This window comes from Streptomyces coacervatus (assembly GCF_029223485.1).
GTDB lineage: Bacteria > Actinomycetota > Actinomycetes > Streptomycetales > Streptomycetaceae > Streptomyces > Streptomyces coacervatus.
The window spans coordinates 244848-262016 of the sequence record NZ_JARHTP010000019.1 but is presented as its reverse complement, the minus strand read 5'-3'; the positions used below and the strand labels follow the sequence as shown (position 1 = coordinate 262016).

Here is a 17169-nt window from a genome sequence, read left to right as displayed (position 1 = left end):
CATAGTGTTTCGGTGGTTATAGCGTGAGGGAAACGCCCGGTTACATTCCGAACCCGGAAGCTAAGCCTTACAGCGCCGATGGTACTGCAGGGGGGACCCTGTGGGAGAGTAGGACGCCGCCGAACAAATCTTGAAAAAGGCCCACACCGTAAATCGGTGTGGGCCTTTTTGCGTTTGCCGTTAATGTGATGCGCATGAACTACGTCATCCGCTCCATACGTGCCGACGAGTGGCCCGCCGCCAAGAAGCTGCGGCTCGCCGCGCTCCAGGATCCGGTCGCGCACCTTGCCTTCCTTGAGACGTACGAGGAGGCCGTGGCCAGGCCGGACTCCTTCTGGGAGGAGCGGGCCGAAGGCGCTGCGGAGGGTGCGGCTGGGGCGCAGCAGATCATTGCCGAGGGCCCGGACGGGGAGTGGGTCGGCACCTTGACCGTGCTGGTCGAGGAGGCGGGCACGAAGGACTGGGCCGGCTTTCCCGTCGAGCGGAGGCAAGGGCATGTCGTCGGGGTGTTCGTGCGGCCCGAGTACCGGGGGATCGGGCTGACGGAGGTGCTCTTCGATGCCGGTGCGGAGTGGGCCTGGGGTATCGGAGCCGAGCGGGTGCGGCTGATCGTGCACGAGGAGAACGGGCGGGCGCAGCGGCTCTACCGCAAGGTCGGGTTCGTACCCAGCGGTGTCGTTGTGCCGTTGGAGCAGACACCCGGGGAGATCGAGCTGGAGTTCGTTCTCGAGCGCGATGGAAGCTGACGGGCTACACCGGCAGTTCGTCGTGCGGCCAGCGGGCACGGCCCTGTTCGCGGGAGCGGAGCAGGGCCAGGGTCGGCAGGCCCCGGTCCGCGCCCGTGGCCAGTAGCTCCGGGAGCTGGGGAAGGGGAGCCACGGCTGCGACGTCGTCGAGGACGAGCGTCAGTGGTGGGTCGAGGCGACCGGAGGATGACCGTTCGGCCATGCGCCGGCCGCACTCGACCACGCTTGAGACGAGGGCCGTCAGAAGGGGCATCGCGCCCGGGTTGGTTCTGGGGTCCTCGATGGATTCCCCCACCACATAAAGCGTGCCCCCTTCGTGGACGAAGGAATCCAAGGCAAGGGCATCTGTTCGGTTTGGAGTGCAGGCCTCGCGGATGTTGACCGTGAAGAGGGCCGAGAGGGCTCGGCTGGTCAACTCCTGGGCCATGTCGCGGCGTTCGGGGTGTGCGGTGAGAGCGGCCTCGAGTTCGCCCGCGGAGCCGGGGGCCGCCTTGGGATTCGTACGGAGGATGCGGACCGCGTCCTGGACCTGGCTGCCCTGGGACCAGCGGTGGACGTGGCGGATGGTGCGGCCGTCGACGGCGGCGGCGTGCACATAGCTGCGCAGGAGCGTTTCGGCTGTTGCGGACAGAGCCTGGTCGAGTTTGGCCGTGGGGCGGATCGGGGCCAAGAGGGCGGCTGCTCTGGCTGCTGCTGTCTGCTTGTCCTCGCAGCCCGTGGTGGGAGACCAGTGGAGGCGGGCCGGGGTGTCGCAGAGGTGGGCGGGGTCGTAGAGGAGGACGGGGCCCAGTTTGGCCCGGGCGTCCTTGGTGTCCGACCAGACCGCCGGGTTGGAGGTGATGACGAGGGCCGGGCCTTCCGCGTCGCGCACGGCCTGGGTGGCGGTGACCTGGCGGCTTTCCCTGGGGGCTACGACGAGGGTTTCCCGGGCGCCGCCCACCCCGCCCACCGTCGTCCGTTCATCGGCGAACAGGGGGGTGGAGGGCGCGGGTGCGGCTTCCTGGTGGAGTTCCGTCGGCTGGGGTTCGGGCGGTGCCGTCCTCGGTGTCGGCACCTCATGAGGGGCCGGTACGTCGTAGTGCGTCGGTGGCGGCTCGGGCGTGGGGCGATCGAGCGCCGTCGGCCCTTCTGTGCGTCTCTTCAGACGGCCTGCGCGCCAGCGTGCGAACGTCCCCATCACAAAGACCATCAGTACGAACAGCACCATCAACTGGCCGATGAACAGGCCCCAGAAGAGGCCGTAGCCGGAAAGCTGAGTGCCCGGTGTCGCGGGCCAGGCGCCCGGGATGTCATGCGGTTGGCCGATGAGGTGGCGCATGGCGAGGGGGGTGCGGGTGAAGGTGACGCCGTCCGGCCAGCTGCCCTTGGCGAACCAGCCGGCGAGGCCCGTGGCCGACCACACCAGCAGGGTCATGCCGAGGAGGAAGGCCAGTATGGCGAGCAGGAGTCCGTCCGGGATGCCGCCCTGGGCCTCCCGGGCATCCCTTCGTCGGTCGTCCGGTCTCACCACGGTCCGCCTCCTGCTGGCTACGCCACTGTCGACTCGGACGGGCCCTCGAAGTCGCTCACGTGCTGTTCCATGAAGGCGGCCGCGCGTTCTTCCGCCTCCAGTTCGGCGGCGCGCAGGGCGTCGTCGTTCAGGGCGTGGTCGGCGGACGACTCCGTCATCGCGCGGTCGGTGAAGACCAGTGGGCGTTCCGTCTCGGTGATCAGGTGTTTGACGACCTGGACATTGCCGTTGACGTCCCACACCGCGATGCCCGGGGTGAGGGTGGGGATGATCTCCACCGCCCAGCGGGGGAGACCGAGGACGCGGCCGGTCGCCCGTGCTTCGTCGGCCTTCTGGGCGTAGATCGTCCTCGTCGACGCCATCTTCAGGATGGCCGCCGCTTCCTTCGCCGCCGCCCCGTCCACCACGTCGGAGAGATGGTGGACGACCGCGACGAAGGACAGGCCCAGCCGCCGGCCGAACTTCAGCAGCCGCTGGAACAGCTGGGCCACGAACGGGCTGTTGATGATGTGCCAGGCCTCCTCGACCAGGAAGATGCGCTTCTTCCGGTCGGGGCGGATCCAGGTGTGTTCCAGCCATACGCCGACGATCGCCATCAGGATCGGCATGGCGATGGAGTTGCGGTCGATGTGGGACAAATCGAACACGATGAGGGGTGCGTCGAGGTCGATGCCGACCGTCGTCGGGCCGTCGAACATGCCGCGCAGGTCACCGTCGACCAGGCGGTCCAGGACCAGCGCCACGTCCAGGCCCCAGGCCCGTACGTCCTCCACGGCGACGTTCATCGCCTCGGCGGACTCCGGTTCGGGGTGCCGTAGCTGCTCGACGATGTCGGTGAGGACGGGCTGGCGTTCGACGATCGTCTCGTTGACGTAGGCGTGCGCGACCTTGAGGGCGAAGCCCGAGCGCTCGTCCAGGCCATGGCCCATCGCTACCTCGATGATGGTCCGGAGCAGGGCGAGCTGACCGGTCGTCGTGATCGCCGGGTCGAGGGGGTTGAGGCGGATTCCCATGTCCAGGGCGGCCGTCGGGTCCAGGCGGATGGGAGTTATCCCCAGCTCCTGCGCGATGAGGTTCCATTCGCCGACGCCGTCCTCGCCCTGGGCGTCCAGGACGACGACCTGGCGGTCGCGGAAGCGCAGTTGCCGTAGGACGTAGGTCTTCTCCAGGGCCGACTTGCCGTTGCCGGACTCGCCGAGGACCAGCCAGTGGGGGGCCGGGAGCTGCTGGCCGTAGAGCTGGAAGGGGTCGTAGATATAGCCCTTGCCGGAGTAGACCTCGCGGCCGATGATCACGCCCGAGTCGCCGAGGCCCGGGGCGGCCGTGGGCAGGTAGACCGCCTGGGCCTGGCCCGTCGAGGTGCGGACGGGCAGTCGGGTCGTCTCGACCTTTCCGAAGAGGAAGGACGTGAAGGCGTCGGTCAGGACGGACAGCGGATCCCGCATCAGAGCTCAGCCCTACCTTCGGATGCCGGTGGCGAACGGGAGCGTGTTCACGAAGGCGCGATGGTGTTCTCTGTCGCACCACTCCAGCTTCAGGTACGACTTTCCGGCCGAGGCGCGGATGGTCCGCTTGTCGCGGGCGAGGGCCTCGGGGGAGCGGGAGGAGACGGTGATGTAGCCGACGAGGTTCACACCGGCCGCGCCGCTGGCGAGGTCCTCGCCGCGCTGGTCGAGGCGGTTGTGGGCGGCGACGTCACGGGGGTCCACGGTGCGGTTCATCTTGGCGGCGCGGGAGGCCTCCGCCTCGTCGTTGGTCTTCTCGGTCAGCATGCGTTCGATGGCCACCTCGGTGGGTTCGAGGTCCATCGTCACGGCGACCGTCCGGATGACGTCCGGGGTGTGGACCAGGAGCGGGGCCAGGAAGTTCACGCCGACCGGGGTCATCGGCCATTCCTTCACCCAGGCGGTGGCGTGGCACCAGGGCGCGCGGGTGGACGACTCCCGGGTCTTGGCCTGGAGGAACGTCGGCTCCATGGCGTCCAGTTCGGCCGGCCAGGCGTTGCGCTTCGTCATCGCCTGGATGTGGTCGATCGGGTGGTCGGGGTCGTACATGGAGTGGATGAGCGACGCCAGCCTGCCCTGCCCCAGAGGCTGGCGGACGCGGATGTCGGCCTCCTGGAGGCGCGAGCAGATGTCCGTCAGCTCACGCGCCATGACGACCGCGAGACCCGAGTCCCGGTCCACCTTGCGGCCGCTCTGGGGGCGGGCCGCGCGGGCCATCGCGTGTGCCTCGGCCGCGAGGTCGCGGGTGAAGTGCATGCAGGCGACGAGGTAGGCGCGGTGCTGCTCGCTGCTCGTCGACACCATGGACTGCAGTTGGTCGTACGACTGCTGCAGCCAGCCCAGCGACTTCTCGTCCCCGCGGATGGCGACGTCCTTGGCGTGGGCGTCCGGGTCGGCGGGGAGGGTGCGGGCGAGCATCTGCAGGCGGGTGACGAAGCCGTCGCCGTTGGCCACGTGCTTGAGGAGGGTGCCGAAGCGGTCGACGAGCGCTTCCTGGTCCTCGGAGTCGCGCAGGCCGACGCCGGGGCCCTCGATCTCGATGGCGGCCGTCACCGTCCTGCGGTCCGCGTGGAGGAGTACGGCGATCTCGTCCGGGCCGAAGGGGGCGGCCAGCCAGGAGATGCGGCCGATGCCGGGGGGCGGGCCGATTTCCACCTCGCGTCCGTCGAGGCGGGTGCCGGCCTCGATGACGCCGCTGCGGTAGAGGGTGCCCTGCTTGAGGGTGCGCTTGTAACTGCGGTTGATCTCGAACCACTTGTAGAACGTGCGGTGCTTGTACGGCACGTAGACCACCATCAAGGCGATCAGCGGGAAGCCCATCAGCAGCACGATGCGCAGGGAGAGGACGGGGACCAGGAGCCCGCACATCATGCCGAGGAACGCGCCCGCGATGATCAGCGCGATCTCGCCGGACTCGCGGTTCCGGCCGACGATCGCGTTCGGCCGGGCGCGGCCGATGAGATATGTACGGCGGGGCGTGACCGGATGGGACAGGTGGGACTCGGTCGTCAACGCCCTTCACCTCCCGTGCGGTTGGTACTGCTGTTGCGGGTGTTGCCGGCGTGCGGGCTGTTCACCGGGTTCGACGAACGGGGTGCGGGTGCGGCGGAAGGGACGGATCCGCCGCCACCTCCGTTCGAGGGGCGGGTGCTGTGGGCGGCTACTCCGCCGGCGGCCGGGTTGGCCGGGCGGGGGCCGCCGCCCGAGGACGACTGGCCGCCGCCTCCGTTGTCGTTGGCGCGGGCACTGTGCGTCTTGATGCCCTGCGCGACCATGGTCGCCGGGGAGCTGATGACCGCGGCGGCCTTGCCCTCGGCGCCCGCCATGATGCGGTTGTTGCGGCCGTTGGCGATCTCGTCGCCGAAGCCGGGTACGAAGCGGTAGATCATCGCGCTGGCGAAGATGGCGAGCAGGATGATCGCGAGGCCGGAGACGACGGCGGAGAAGGAGTCGGGGCCGTTCGCGGAGGAGAGCGCGCCCGCGAGGCCCAGGACGATGACAATGATCGGTTTCACGAGAATGACCGCGATCATGATGCCCGCCCAGCGGCGGACGTGGCCCCAGAGGTTCTTGTCGACCAGGCCCGCGTAGACGACGGTGCCGAGGAGGGCGCCGACGTAGAGGAGGGCGGCGCGGATCACCAGCTCCAGCCAGAGCACGCCTGCGGCGAGGATGCTGACCAGGGACACGACGATCAGCATGATGGGGCCGCCGCCGATGTTCTCGCCCTTGTTGAGGGCGCCGGAGAACGTGCCGAAGAAGGTGTCCGTCTGGTTGCCGGTCGTCTTGGCGAGGACGTCGGTCACGCCGTCGGTCGCCGATACGACGGTGTAGAGGATCAGGGGTGTGAACGCCGAGGCCAGGACGGTGAGCCAGAGGAAGCCGATCGCTTCGCCGATGGCCGTCGTGAGGGGGACACCTCGGACGGCCCGCTTGGCCACCGCCAGCAGCCAGAGCAGCAGGGTGAGGATGGTCGACGCCGCGAAGACGACTGCGTACTGCTGCAGGAACTTGGCGTTGGTGAAGTCGACGTTCGCGGTTTCTGTTACGGCCTTGCTGAGCTTGTCGATGGTCCAGGAGGCGGCGTCTGCGCAGCCCTTGGCGAGGGAGGAGAGGGGGTCGAGGGTGGAGGTGGGGTCGAGGGAGGGGGATCCGCCGGAGGATCCGCCTCCGGAGTCACCTTCGCAGATCTGCCTGGCCTGGCCCGACAGGAGGCCGCAGTTGCCGGCGGACTTGGTGGGGGTAGGCGTGGGCGTGGGTGCCGCTGCGGCGCGGGTGGCCAGCAGTACGGCGGCGGTCTGTACGGTGGCGACTGCGGCGGTGACCTTGAGTGCGAGGCGCTGGCTACCGGGCATAAGTGAAGCCTCCGTACTCCTCGACGGCCTTTGCCATTGCGTCAGCGCTGGAGGCCTTGTCGTCGCCGGGGACGGGCGCAGGGCCGTCCTTCTGAGACTGGGTCACGATCTTCCAGTCACCGTGGTTCCATTCGAGGCGCATCGTGGTGGTGAACCAGCTGTTCGTCACGGGGTTCGTCGAGTTCTCCCCGGCAAGTCCGAGGAGGCCGCTGCACCAGACCTCTACGGTCGCGCGGCTGTCAGTGGCCTCGGTGACTTTGGTGCCGATCGGGCTCGTACGCGATACGAACGTGGAGCCGGACGGGGCTGAGCCGTCCTCGTTCAGGCCGACGGACTTGTTGAGTTCCGGCGTGTAGGCCTTGTCCAAGGCCGACTCGAAGTTCGCGACCTGGGACGGGGTGATGACGGTCTGCAGAATTGCGTCACGCCTGGTCTTGCTGAACATGTCGGCCGAGCCCAGCGTCACCGCGTAGTTCGCGGCAGCGCTCTGCGCCCCCTGCTGGTCATGCGCGAACCCCGTAGGAATCCCGCCCGCCGTCGACCGCACCGGCTTGGTCCCGCTCGCAGCCGTGGACGCGGCCTTGGGCTTGCTCCCGTTCCCGCTGCTCGAAGAGGAATCGCCTCCTCCGCGGTTCGCGAAGGCGATCGCCGCGATGAGCAGTACCACCACGCCGACCACCGTGATCAGGCTCCGGGACGACGAGCGGCCGCCGCGCCGTGCGCCTCCGTACACATCGCCGCCGCTGTCGGGCAGTCGGGTCCGGGTCTGGCCCGTGCCGCCGTAACCGCCGGAGGCCTCGTGCTCGTCTCCGAGACTCATGCCGTGTACGCCCTCTCCAGCTCGTAGACATACGACGGTAGCCGTGCTGGTTCCCGCATGGGCGCGGTGTGGTGACTCGACATCAGGGAAACGCAACCTCAGCCGGTGGGCACGACGGGCGGGTGGGGTGGACGTGGACCGGGCGTGCCCGGCGGGGACTGGAGGACGCCTGCCGCAAACGGCCTGCTAGACCGCCATCTAGACGGCCATGCCGTACACGATGGTGAAGAGCGTGCCCAGGGAGCCGATGATGAATACCCCGGTCAGGCCGGCGATGATGAGGCCCTTGCCCTGTTCCGCGCTGAAGGTGTCGCGGAGTGCGGTCGCGCCGATGCGCTGCTTCGCGGCGCCCCAGACGGCGATGCCGAGGCAGAGGAGAATGGCGACCGCCATGACCACCTCGATCATCACCTTCGCCTCGTTGCCCAGGCTGCCGAAGGGGCCCCAGTCCGGAGCGATCCCGCCGATGATGGTGTTGATGTCTCCCTTGTCGGCCGCAAAGAGCATGTAAGTCACCGCCCCTGGTGGGTAGTTCCGGTTCCGCAGTCCCCTGCGGGTGCAGAGGTCAGGCTTATTCTCGCCGACGATGTCGCCGTCGTATGTCGACTTGGCGTCATTGATTGGCGGGTTTCGTACGAATAGCTGTTAGGTCACTCTGTGTATCACGGCAGGTCACGCCGGGCAATGAGGCCTGAGCGGAACCTGTGGTGGGGTTCCGTCGTTGACCCCTCTTACGACCTGAATCGTTTCTGACGGTGGGTCGGGTGAGCGGTCGTGCCGGTGTTCTCCGGGTGACGGACGAACGGAAGAAGAGTATCCGGTACGGCGAACGGGCCGCGGCTGGTGGCCGCGGCCCGCTCGGTGACGGAGAGTCAGTCGTCAGCCCGTGAAGGCGGAGACACCCTCCGGGGTGCCCCAGCCGGTCGGGCCGTCGTACCCCGACTGGGCGGTGCACAGGTAGGTGGTGGAGCAGCTGCCGTTGTTGCCGCTGGTCACGTCGTTCAACGCCGAGGTGCCGGCCTTCGTGTAGGGGAAGGAGGCCGGGTAGGAGGACGACGAGGGGGTGCCGGCGAGTGCGTAGACGCCCGCGATGATCGGGGACGAGGCGCTCGTGCCGCCGAAGGTGTACCAGCCTGCGGTGATGCCGTAGGAGTCGTAGACGGAGACGCCGGTGGCCGGGTCGGCGACCGCTGACACGTCCGAGATGGTGCGCTTGGTGCAGCCGGTGTCGGTCTGCCAGGTCGGCTTGGTGTCGTAGGAGGAGCAGCCGGAGCCGGTGCCCTCGGTGCTCGATGTCTTCCAGACCGTCTCCGACCAGCCTCGGGTGGTGGAGGTGGCCTTCGAAAGGGCGGTGCCGCCCACGGAGGTCACGTACCTGGAGGCGGCCGGGTATTCGGCGCCGTAGCCGCTGTCGCCCGCGGAGACGGTGATGGCGACGCCCGCATGGTTGAAGTACGAGGAGTCGTAGCTCGTGTCCGACGAGGACTCCGAGCCGCCGTAGCTGTTCGACACGTACTTGGCGCCGAGGGTGACCGCGCGGTTCACGGCCGTGCCCAGGTTGGCCATCGTCGCGGAGGTCGCCTCGACGAGCAGGATGTTGCAGTTCGGGCAGATGGCGGAGGCCATGTCGAGGTCGAGGGAGATCTCCTCGGACCAGCCGGTGTCGGAGGAGGGCAGGGAGGTCGTCGAGCCGGTCTGGCTGACCTTCTTGAAGCAGCCGTTGGCGGTGGTGCAGGCGGAGAGGCCGTAGTACGAGCGGTATGTGGCGAGGTCGGCCTCGGCGTTCGGGTCGTTGTAGGCGTCGACGATGGCGATGGTCTCGCCGGAGCCGTTGGAGGAGGCGGCGGAGGTGAGGCCGTAGGCCGACTGGAGGTCGGTGGGGCCGTAGCCGGAGGGGGTGGAGGCGTCGGCGGCCTTGGGGGTGACGCCCGTCTTCGCCGCCTGCTGCTTCTGGAAGGCGGTGAGGCCGCCGGTGACGCGGTAGGAGTTGCAGGCCAGTTCGCCCTTGTGCTGCGGGGTGGCGCAGGGGGTCGCGGTCCAGCTCGCCTTGGTGGAGGCGGTCTGCTGCGCCGCGTCGGCCTGGACTGCCGTGCCGAAGCCGGCGAGGAGCAGGGCGACCGTGGCGGCCGCTGCGGTGCCCATACGGCGCCGGCCGCGGCGGGCGGAGGGTCTGTTGGGGGGAGTGGAACGCATCGTGCAGCCTCCTGGTGTTCCGGTGGTCCTGATGGGGGTGGAACAGGGGCGGTGCGGGTGCGAGGCCGACCATCTCTTGTTGAGTACACAACAACAAGGGGCTGCTGGAATCCTGACCTCCGGCTTACCGAAGTAGGTGTGCCTTTTTACTCAACTCACAGCTTTTTCAAGGGAGTTGCATGGGAACGGGAAAACGGGCCGCGGCCGGCTGCCGTGACCCGTTTCCCTTTCCATGCCGCCGAGGAGGCCCCACGTACTCCCTCATTCCGGCGGCTCCCCGTGACCCGACGGGGAGGTGTTGTGCTGCGTACTGCTGTCAGCTCGCGGTGAAGGCGCCCAGGCCCTCCGGGGTGCCCCAGCCGGTCGGGCCGTCGTAGCCCGACTTCGCGGTGCAGAAGTAGCTGGTGGAGCAGGAGCCGTTGCTGCCGCTGGTCACGTCGTTGAGGGCGGACGTGCCGGCCGCGTTGTACGGGTACTGCGCCGGGTAGTCGCTGCTGCCCGGGGTGCCGGCGAGGGCGTAGACCGACGCGATGAGCGGGGACGAGGCGCTGGTGCCGCCATAGGTGTTCCAGCCGGTGCCGTCGGAGCCGTAGGTGTCGTAGACGGAGACGCCGGTGGCCGGGTCGGCGACCGCGGAGACGTCACCGATCATGCGCTTGGTGCAGCCGGTGTCGGTCTGCCAGGACGGCTTCGCGTCGTACGACGAGCAGCCGGAGCCGGTGCCCTCGGTGCTGCTGGTGTTCCACACGCTCTCGGTCCAGCCGCGGCTGTTGGAGGACGTGGAGAGCTTGGTGCCGCCGACGGCGGTCACGTACTTGGAGGCGGCCGGGTACTCGGCGCCGTAGCCGCTGTCGCCCGCGCTCGCGGTGATGGCGACGCCCGGGTGCTTGTAGTACGAGGAGTCGTACGTCGTGTCGGACGAGGACTCGCCGCCGCCGTAGGAGTTGGAGACGAACTTGGCGCCCAGCTTGACGGCCTCGTTCACGGCCGTGCCCAGGTTGGCGTCGGACGCCGACTTGGCCTCGACGAGGAGGATGTTGCAGTTCGGGCAGGTCGCGCTGACCATGTCGAGGTCGAGCGAGATCTCACCGGCCCAGCCGCTGTCGGCGGTGGGGAGGGAGGTCGTGGAGCCGGTCTGGGAGACCTTGCTGAAGCAGCCGTTGTCGGTCGTGCAGTCCGACAGGCCGTAGTACGAACGGTAAGTGGCCAGGTCCGCCTCGGCGTTCGGGTCGTCGTACGCGTCGACGATGGCGACCGTCTGGCCGGAGCCGTTGGAGGAGGCGGCGTCGGCGAGGCCGTAGGCCGACTGGATGTCGCTCGGGCCGTAGCCGGTCGGGTCGTCCTGAGCGGCGTTCGGCTTGACGGTCTTGGGGGCGATGCCCTTGAGCGCGGCCTGCTTCTCCATGAAGGCGGTGGTGCCGCCGGTGACGCGCAGCGCGTTACACGCGGCGTAGCCCTTCTTCGGGGTCGCGGCACACGCCTTCGTGTACTGCACGTGGGCCTTCGCCACCTGAGCGGCGATGGTCTTGGCGCTCACCTTGTGGGTGGCGGTGGTTGCCGCATCGGCATGGACCGCGGTGCCGACGCCGGCGAACACGAGGGCTGCGGTGGCGGCGGCCGCCGAGCCGATGCGGCGCCATCTACCGGATATGTGGGGGGAGTTGGGGGTGGACGTACTCAACGTACAGCCTCCTGGGAGTGGGTTGCAGAGGCCTGCGGTGGGGGGACTGCCGGGGGTTCCCGGCAGGGGCGGCGACCCGCGTAGACCATCGCTTGTTGAGTACGCGACAAACAAGACCGTTTCGGAATTCTGACTTCCGCATTACTGAAGTGGGGGTGCGGGATTGCTGCTCAATGGCGGGCGGATGAAGGGGGGATGGGGGTGGCTTGACTTCATCCACAGTGAACCGACAGATGGCGGACAGGTTTACGCGCGTCAATTTCCCGCCTACGCCGGTCAAGACTGCGTCATGTCCCATCTGCGGCTGAGAGGGCGGGAGTTGCCCGACGTACCTGGAGGGCAAGTGATGGCGACCCCGAAGAAGGGCAGCTCCGTGACCCCGCACCGCATCCTCCTCGCCTCGGCCGCAGGTCTCGCCTCCGTGCTCCTGCTGGCGGCGTGCGGCTCCTCGAACGACAACGCCTCCGGTACGAGCCCTGTCTCCTCCGCCCCGGCCACCACGGCCGCCCCGGATCCCGCGGCCTCCGCGCCGGTCGCCTCCGCCACCGCGCCCGCCGACGGCGGGAACTCCGGAAGCGGTGAGGCGGCCACGACGGCCATGGTGATGGCCAGGGCGATGACGGGCGGGGGCCACGTGGTCACCGACGAGAAGGGGATGACCCTCTACCGCTACGACAAGGACCGGCCGAACCCGTCCAGGTGGACATGTACCGGTGAGTGCGTGAAGACGTGGATACCGGTCATCGTGCCGGACTCCGTGCGGACCATGGGCATCGAGAAGAGCCTTCTCGGCACGGTCCACCGCGACGGCCGGACGCAACTCACCCTGGCCGGCTGGCCGTTGTACCGGTACGTGGGCGACACCGCGGCCGGGCAGCTGAACGGTCAGGGCAAGGACCGTCAGTGGTACGCCGTCACCCCGTCCGGCGCCAAGGTCGCCGGGACCGGCTGAAACGGGTCCGTAGGTGCTGCTGGGGGCCGAGTGTCAGTCCGATGGCCTAACGTGATGGTGTGGATTCGGAGAGTGACGGGAGGGTGTTGTGGTGAAGGTGGAGCCGCGGCGCAGGAAGGTGGAGCCGCGGCGCAGGAGGGGTGCACAGGCCTGGGTGGAGCATGACGCGGAGGCGGGGGAGCGGGCCTCACAGTACGGTGGATTCGACGCCGAGCGGGATGTCGGACCTCCCGGTGACCCCGCCGGCGCAGTCGGCGAGGTGGAGGGACGGAGGCAGCGAGCCATGCCCGTGTCGCCCGAGGCCTCGATGCACCCGCGCGGTCCGCAGCCGCCTGACGGGTCGTTCACGGAGAGATCTCAGTGACCGGCAGACCTTTTTCTCACCTTCGTCGGCCACAGTGGGTGCCGATGAAGCGCATCTCACGTATCAGTCGGCGTGCCACCAGTCCCCTGTGCGCGGCCGTCGTGCTCCTTGTGCCGGCGCTGACCTCCGCCTCCCTCGCCAATGCGGACGACGGGCCGGGGCCGCTCGGTGTGACCGCTGTCGCCGCGGACACCGCGCAGGCCAGGAAAGTCGGGGCCCTCTTCGACGCCGACCGGAGATCCTCGCTCGCCGGCGGGCACTTCTGCACCGCCTCCGTCGTGTACAGCCCGCACCGCAATCTCATCGTCACCGCGGCCCACTGCCTCAACGGCAGCAAGGACGGGGACCTCATCTTCGCGCCGGGGTACCGGGACGGCCGGGCGCCGTACGGGGTGTGGAAGGTGCGGCGGGCGTTTCTGCCCGACGGGTGGGCCAAGGGGCAGCACGAGGACAGTGACGTCGCCTTTGCCGTCGTCGCCAACAAGGGCGGCAAGGGCGTCGAGGACGCCGTCGGCGGGAACCCGTTCGTGACCGGTATGGCGACCGGGGCCACCGCCGTCACCGTCACCGGGTATCCCAGCACCCGTGAAGCGCCCGTCAGCTGTACCAACAGGCCGACCGTGCACAGCCGTACCCAGCAGCGGATCGACTGTCCAGGCCTCTCGGGAGGGACCAGCGGCAGTCCTTGGGTGAACGGGGACAAGGCTGTCGTCGGGATCCTGGGCGGGCATGAGAAGGGCGGGAGCACGGACGACATCTCGTACAGCGTGGTGTTCGGGGCGGAAGCCGCCGAGCTGTATCGCGATGCGACCGGCTGATCTCTGACCTCCCGGAACGGCAGGACGCGCCCCTAGACTGACGTGGGCTATCGGACTCCCGGTCGGCGAGGGGCGGTTGACGGTGCGTAAGGCGTGGATCGTGGCGACCGCTGTCGTCGGGTCGGGCCTGGCCTTCGTGATGCTGCTCGTCGTCGGGGTGTACGTCGTCGCCGGGAACCTCATCAACGGGGTGGGGGGCGCGACCAAGGCGCTCGCCAAGGGGGCCGTGCCCGCCGCGTACTCGGCCATCGTGCAGAAGTGGGGCAATCTGTGCCCCGCCCTCAACCCCGCGCTGCTCGCCGCCCAGCTCTACCAGGAGAGCGGGTTCAATCCGAATGCCAGGAGTGCGGCGGCTGCGGAAGGGATAGCGCAGTTCATTCCGGGCACCTGGGCCACGCACGGGGTCGACGGCAATGGGGACGGTGTCAAGAACGTCTGGGATCCGCAGGATGCGATTCCGTCGGCCGCCTCCTACGACTGCCAGCTCGCCTCGTACGTCAAGGACGTACCCGGGAGTCTGACCGAAAACATGCTGGCCTCGTACAACGCGGGGTCCTATGCGGTGATCAAGTACGGGGGCGTGCCGCCGTACAAGGAGACCCAGAACTACGTCAAGACGATCACCACGCTGGAGGAGAGCTTCGCCGCGCCCGTCAGTCGGGTGGATCCCAGCAAGCAGGCCGCGGGAGCCATCTACTACGCGCAGAAGAAGCTGGGGACGCCCTATCTGTGGGGCGGGGACGGGACCGCCGCGGACAACGGGCGTTTTGACTGCTCGGGGCTGACGAAGGCCGCGTACGAGAGTGTGGGGATCACGCTGCCGCGGGTTGCGAATGATCAGTACAACGCCGGGCCGCATCCCAAGCGGCAGGAACTGCTCCCCGGCGATCTCGTGTTCTTCTCCACGGACCCCACGGACTCCCGGGCCATCCATCACGTGGGGATCTACGTCGGCGGCGGATACATGATCGACGCGCCCAGGACCGGTGCGGTGATCCGGTTCGACCCCATCGACACCTCCGAGTACTTCGGGGCCACCCGAGTCACCGAAGATGGCGCGAAAGCGCTGCCCACCACGGTGTGAACCGAGCGTGAACCCACCCCCTGAGCTGCAGCGATGAGTCTCTCTTCGATAACGTCTGCGTGATCATTCGGTGGAGTGTGGAACGTAGTAACTGGGACCGTGCGTTCCTGTTCTCGTAGTCATCCGTCAGTCATCCGGGTAGCTGTCTACGACGTGTACGACGTGATCTACAACCACGGGGGTGGGTAAGCGGGCGTGCGCGAGTGCGTCCGGCAGCAGACGACGAAGGGGCCACAGCACCATGGCTGGACTCGCCGAATCCGGGTCGGACCCCGACGTCGACCTGCTCTACGACATCAATGGCCTGGCCAAGGATGCGCCGCACTGGTTCGACCGGGTCGTGGCCTTCGTAGGGGAGTACGGGCTGTTGCTGGCCATGGTGCTGCTCGTGATGTGGTGCTGGTGGTCCGTGCGGCGGCGGGGTGGCGAGGACGCCGCGTCTTCCGTGGCCGCGTTGGTGTGGGCGCCGCTGGCTGCGGCGCTTGCGGTGCTGGTGAATGTGCCGATACGGGGGTTTGTCGAGCGGCCTCGGCCTTTTCGTACGCACGAGGGGCTTGATGTCCTGGTGTCCGGGAAGACCGACTACTCGTTTGTGAGTGATCACGCGACGATCACCATGGCCATGGCGGTCGGGTTGTTCGTCGCCAACCGGAAGTTCGGGGTTGTCGGGATCGGGCTGGCGCTGCTCGAAGGGTTCTGCCGGGTCTATATGGGTGTGCACTATCCGACGGATGTGGTCGGGGGCTTTGCGCTCGGTACGGCTGTTGCGTTGCTGTTGTCGCCGGTTGCGATGCTTTTGCTGACGCCTGTGGTGAAGGCGGTTGAGCGGTCGGTTTGGGGTGGGTGGGTGGTACGGGGCCCTGCTGGGCGGGCGGCCGTGGGGCAGGACGCCTTGATTCCCGGGGCCCAGGCGGGGGCGGAGGAGCGGGACTTGGCCGCGTAGCCGCTCTGCGGGAAGGGCGGAATTGAACCTGCGGGCCGGTGGGGGCTGATCGCGCAGTTCCCCGCGCCCCTTACAGGGCGCTACAGCGCCTGGGGATATGTGAAGAAGCGGTTCGGGTCGTACTGGTTCTTCACCTGGGACAGGCGGGTTGCCGCGTCGCCGAAGTAGGCCTTTCGCCAGTTCGTCAGGGTCGGGTCCGTGTAGTTCTGGTAGGCCGCGCCCGAGGCGTACGGGCGCATTGCGTCGTGGGTGTTGGCCAGCCAGGTGCGGGGTGCCGAGCCCGTTGTGCCGGCGCGCCACGAGGTCAGGTACTGGGCCAGCATCCGGGAGCGGCGGTGGACGAAGGCCGTTGCCGTGGGGGAGACGCGGTTGACCGCGCCGCCCAGGGCCGTCAGCGCGATGCTGCCCGCGCCGCCGGGGACCGAGCTGATGTGGGTCAGCAGGGTCTGGATGCCCGCCGACGAGATCGAGCGGTCGAAGAAGTCCGAGCGGGCTGTGTAGGTTTCGCGGACCAGTGCGCCCTGCGGGTTGCGGTTCGGGGTGGAGCCGGGGAGGTGGCACTGGGGTTCGGTGGCGAAGGACGAGCAGCCCGCGTATGCCTCCATGGCCTCCGCGTAGGTGTGCCGCTTGAGCGTTTCGCTGCGCGCCGGGGAGCCGACCGCCGAGACCAGGCGGTCGAGGGCGTTCTGCAGCTCTCCGTAGGTGCCGAGCGAGAACGCCGCGACCGAGACGGTGGGTGAGCCGCCGTTCTCCAGATGGCAGGAGGACCAGATCTCGTCGGGCTGATCGGGGCCCCACTCCTGCCAGGCCTTCACCACGGCGGCGGCCTTCGACCAGGGCCAGGTCACGTACGCCGACACCGCCTGCGGCGCCGGGTGCGTCTTGAAGTGCAGTTCCGTGACGACGCCGAAGTTGCCGTTGCCCGCGCCGCGCAGGGCCCAGAAGAGGTCCTTGTTCTCGGTCGCGTTGGCGGTGAGCTGCTTGCCGTCCGCAGTGATCAGGGTTGCCTGCGTGAGGCTGTCGCAGGTCAGGCCGTAGGCCCGGGAGACCACGCCGTGGCCGCCGCCCAGGACCAGGCCGGAGACGCCGACCGTGGGGCAGGAACCCGCGGGTATCGTCACGCCCTTCGAGGTCAGCGTGCGGTAGACGTCGATGAGCTTGGAGCCGGCGCCGACGACGGCCTGGCCGCCGCCCACCCGTATCTGCTTCAGCTTCGAGACGTCAACGATCAGCTTGCCGTTGCCGGAGGACCAGCCCGCGTAGGAGTGGCCGCCGTTGCGTATCGCGACCTGGATGTTGTGGGCTCGGGCGTAGGCGAGGGTCGTACCTATGTCGTCGGCGTGTGCGACGTACGCCACGGCCGCGGGCTTCAGGCCGTCGAAGCGGGTGTTGTAGAGCTGGTGGGCTGTGGTCCAGTTCGCCTCGCCCGGGCGGATCAGGGTGCCGTCGAGGTCGTGGGAGAGCGCGGTCCAGTTGGCGGGGGCGGCCGCTGCGGACTTCGCACCGATCGCCGTACCGGAGGAAGCGGACGATGATGAGGCGGTGCTGTCCGCGTTGGCGGACAGGCCCCTGCATGCGGTCGTGGCGACCGCCGCTACAGCGGCCGCACCGCCTGCGATGAACGTACGACGTTCCATGTTCCGCCTCCCGATTGCTCTCGGGGAACGAGACGGCTCGCCGACCACACGGGTTCCAGCG

14 protein-coding genes and 1 rRNA gene are annotated in these 17169 nt (G+C 68.6%); 6 read left to right on the top strand and 9 right to left on the bottom strand.

Annotated elements, in window-relative coordinates; translation table 11 throughout:
* Positions 1 to 8: 8 nt before the first annotated feature.
* Positions 9 to 125, top strand: a 5S ribosomal RNA gene (gene rrf, locus P2Q00_RS38610).
* A 69-nt stretch (positions 126 to 194) separates the two neighbouring features.
* Complete coding sequence (locus P2Q00_RS38605; protein WP_275778945.1) at positions 195 to 746, top strand: GNAT family N-acetyltransferase; 552 nt, start codon at positions 195 to 197, stop codon at positions 744 to 746.
* A gap of 4 nt (positions 747 to 750) precedes the next feature.
* On the opposite strand, the gene P2Q00_RS38600 is transcribed toward P2Q00_RS38605, so the two are convergent.
* The 8 genes from P2Q00_RS38600 to P2Q00_RS38565 form a co-directional block, all read right to left on the bottom strand.
* Positions 751 to 2253: a type IV secretory system conjugative DNA transfer family protein gene (locus P2Q00_RS38600; protein WP_275778956.1), complete on the bottom strand. Its 1503-nt coding sequence runs from the start codon at positions 2251 to 2253 to the stop codon at positions 751 to 753.
* Positions 2254 to 2273: 20 nt separating this feature from the next.
* Positions 2274 to 3701 carry an ATP-binding protein gene (locus P2Q00_RS38595; protein WP_275778943.1) on the bottom strand — a complete coding sequence of 476 codons (1428 nt, stop codon included), beginning with the start codon at positions 3699 to 3701 and terminating at the stop codon, positions 2274 to 2276.
* Between the two features lie 12 nt (positions 3702 to 3713).
* Positions 3714 to 5273, bottom strand: coding sequence for an SCO6880 family protein (locus P2Q00_RS38590; RefSeq protein WP_275778942.1), 1560 nt, complete (start codon positions 5271 to 5273; stop codon positions 3714 to 3716).
* Complete coding sequence (locus tag P2Q00_RS38585; protein WP_275778941.1) at positions 5270 to 6616, bottom strand: hypothetical protein; 1347 nt, start codon at positions 6614 to 6616, stop codon at positions 5270 to 5272. The genes P2Q00_RS38590 and P2Q00_RS38585 overlap by 4 nt, the downstream gene beginning before the upstream one ends.
* Positions 6606 to 7436, bottom strand: a complete 831-nt coding sequence (locus P2Q00_RS38580; RefSeq protein ID WP_275778940.1) for a DUF8175 domain-containg protein — start codon at positions 7434 to 7436, stop codon at positions 6606 to 6608. The genes P2Q00_RS38585 and P2Q00_RS38580 overlap by 11 nt, the downstream gene beginning before the upstream one ends.
* A gap of 198 nt (positions 7437 to 7634) precedes the next feature.
* A complete protein-coding gene (locus P2Q00_RS38575; RefSeq protein ID WP_014673544.1) occupies positions 7635 to 7943 on the bottom strand; it encodes a DUF8827 family protein in 309 nt (102 codons plus the stop codon).
* A 372-nt stretch (positions 7944 to 8315) separates the two neighbouring features.
* Complete coding sequence (locus P2Q00_RS38570; RefSeq protein ID WP_275778939.1) at positions 8316 to 9629, bottom strand: S53 family peptidase; 1314 nt, start codon at positions 9627 to 9629, stop codon at positions 8316 to 8318.
* A gap of 316 nt (positions 9630 to 9945) precedes the next feature.
* Positions 9946 to 11310, bottom strand: coding sequence for a S53 family peptidase (locus P2Q00_RS38565; RefSeq protein ID WP_275778938.1), 1365 nt, complete (start codon positions 11308 to 11310; stop codon positions 9946 to 9948).
* A 346-nt stretch (positions 11311 to 11656) separates the two neighbouring features.
* On the opposite strand from P2Q00_RS38565, the gene P2Q00_RS38560 reads away from it, so the two are divergent.
* The 4 genes from P2Q00_RS38560 to P2Q00_RS38545 all read left to right on the top strand — a co-directional run bounded on the left by P2Q00_RS38560 (position 11657) and on the right by P2Q00_RS38545 (position 15471).
* On the top strand, positions 11657 to 12262 hold the full coding sequence (locus tag P2Q00_RS38560) for a hypothetical protein (protein WP_275778936.1): 606 nt from the start codon (positions 11657 to 11659) through the stop codon (positions 12260 to 12262).
* A 408-nt stretch (positions 12263 to 12670) separates the two neighbouring features.
* On the top strand, positions 12671 to 13444 hold the full coding sequence (locus tag P2Q00_RS38555; RefSeq protein ID WP_275778934.1) for a trypsin-like serine peptidase: 774 nt from the start codon (positions 12671 to 12673) through the stop codon (positions 13442 to 13444).
* A gap of 76 nt (positions 13445 to 13520) precedes the next feature.
* Positions 13521 to 14528 carry a C40 family peptidase gene (locus tag P2Q00_RS38550; protein WP_275778932.1) on the top strand — a complete coding sequence of 336 codons (1008 nt, stop codon included), beginning with the start codon at positions 13521 to 13523 and terminating at the stop codon, positions 14526 to 14528.
* Between the two features lie 241 nt (positions 14529 to 14769).
* Positions 14770 to 15471 carry a phosphatase PAP2 family protein gene (locus P2Q00_RS38545; RefSeq protein ID WP_275778931.1) on the top strand — a complete coding sequence of 234 codons (702 nt, stop codon included), beginning with the start codon at positions 14770 to 14772 and terminating at the stop codon, positions 15469 to 15471.
* 80 nt (positions 15472 to 15551) lie between these two features.
* Here P2Q00_RS38545 and P2Q00_RS38540 read toward each other — a convergent pair whose 3' ends face one another.
* Complete coding sequence (locus P2Q00_RS38540; protein WP_275778929.1) at positions 15552 to 17108, bottom strand: FAD-binding oxidoreductase; 1557 nt, start codon at positions 17106 to 17108, stop codon at positions 15552 to 15554.
* Positions 17109 to 17169: the final 61 nt, after the last annotated feature.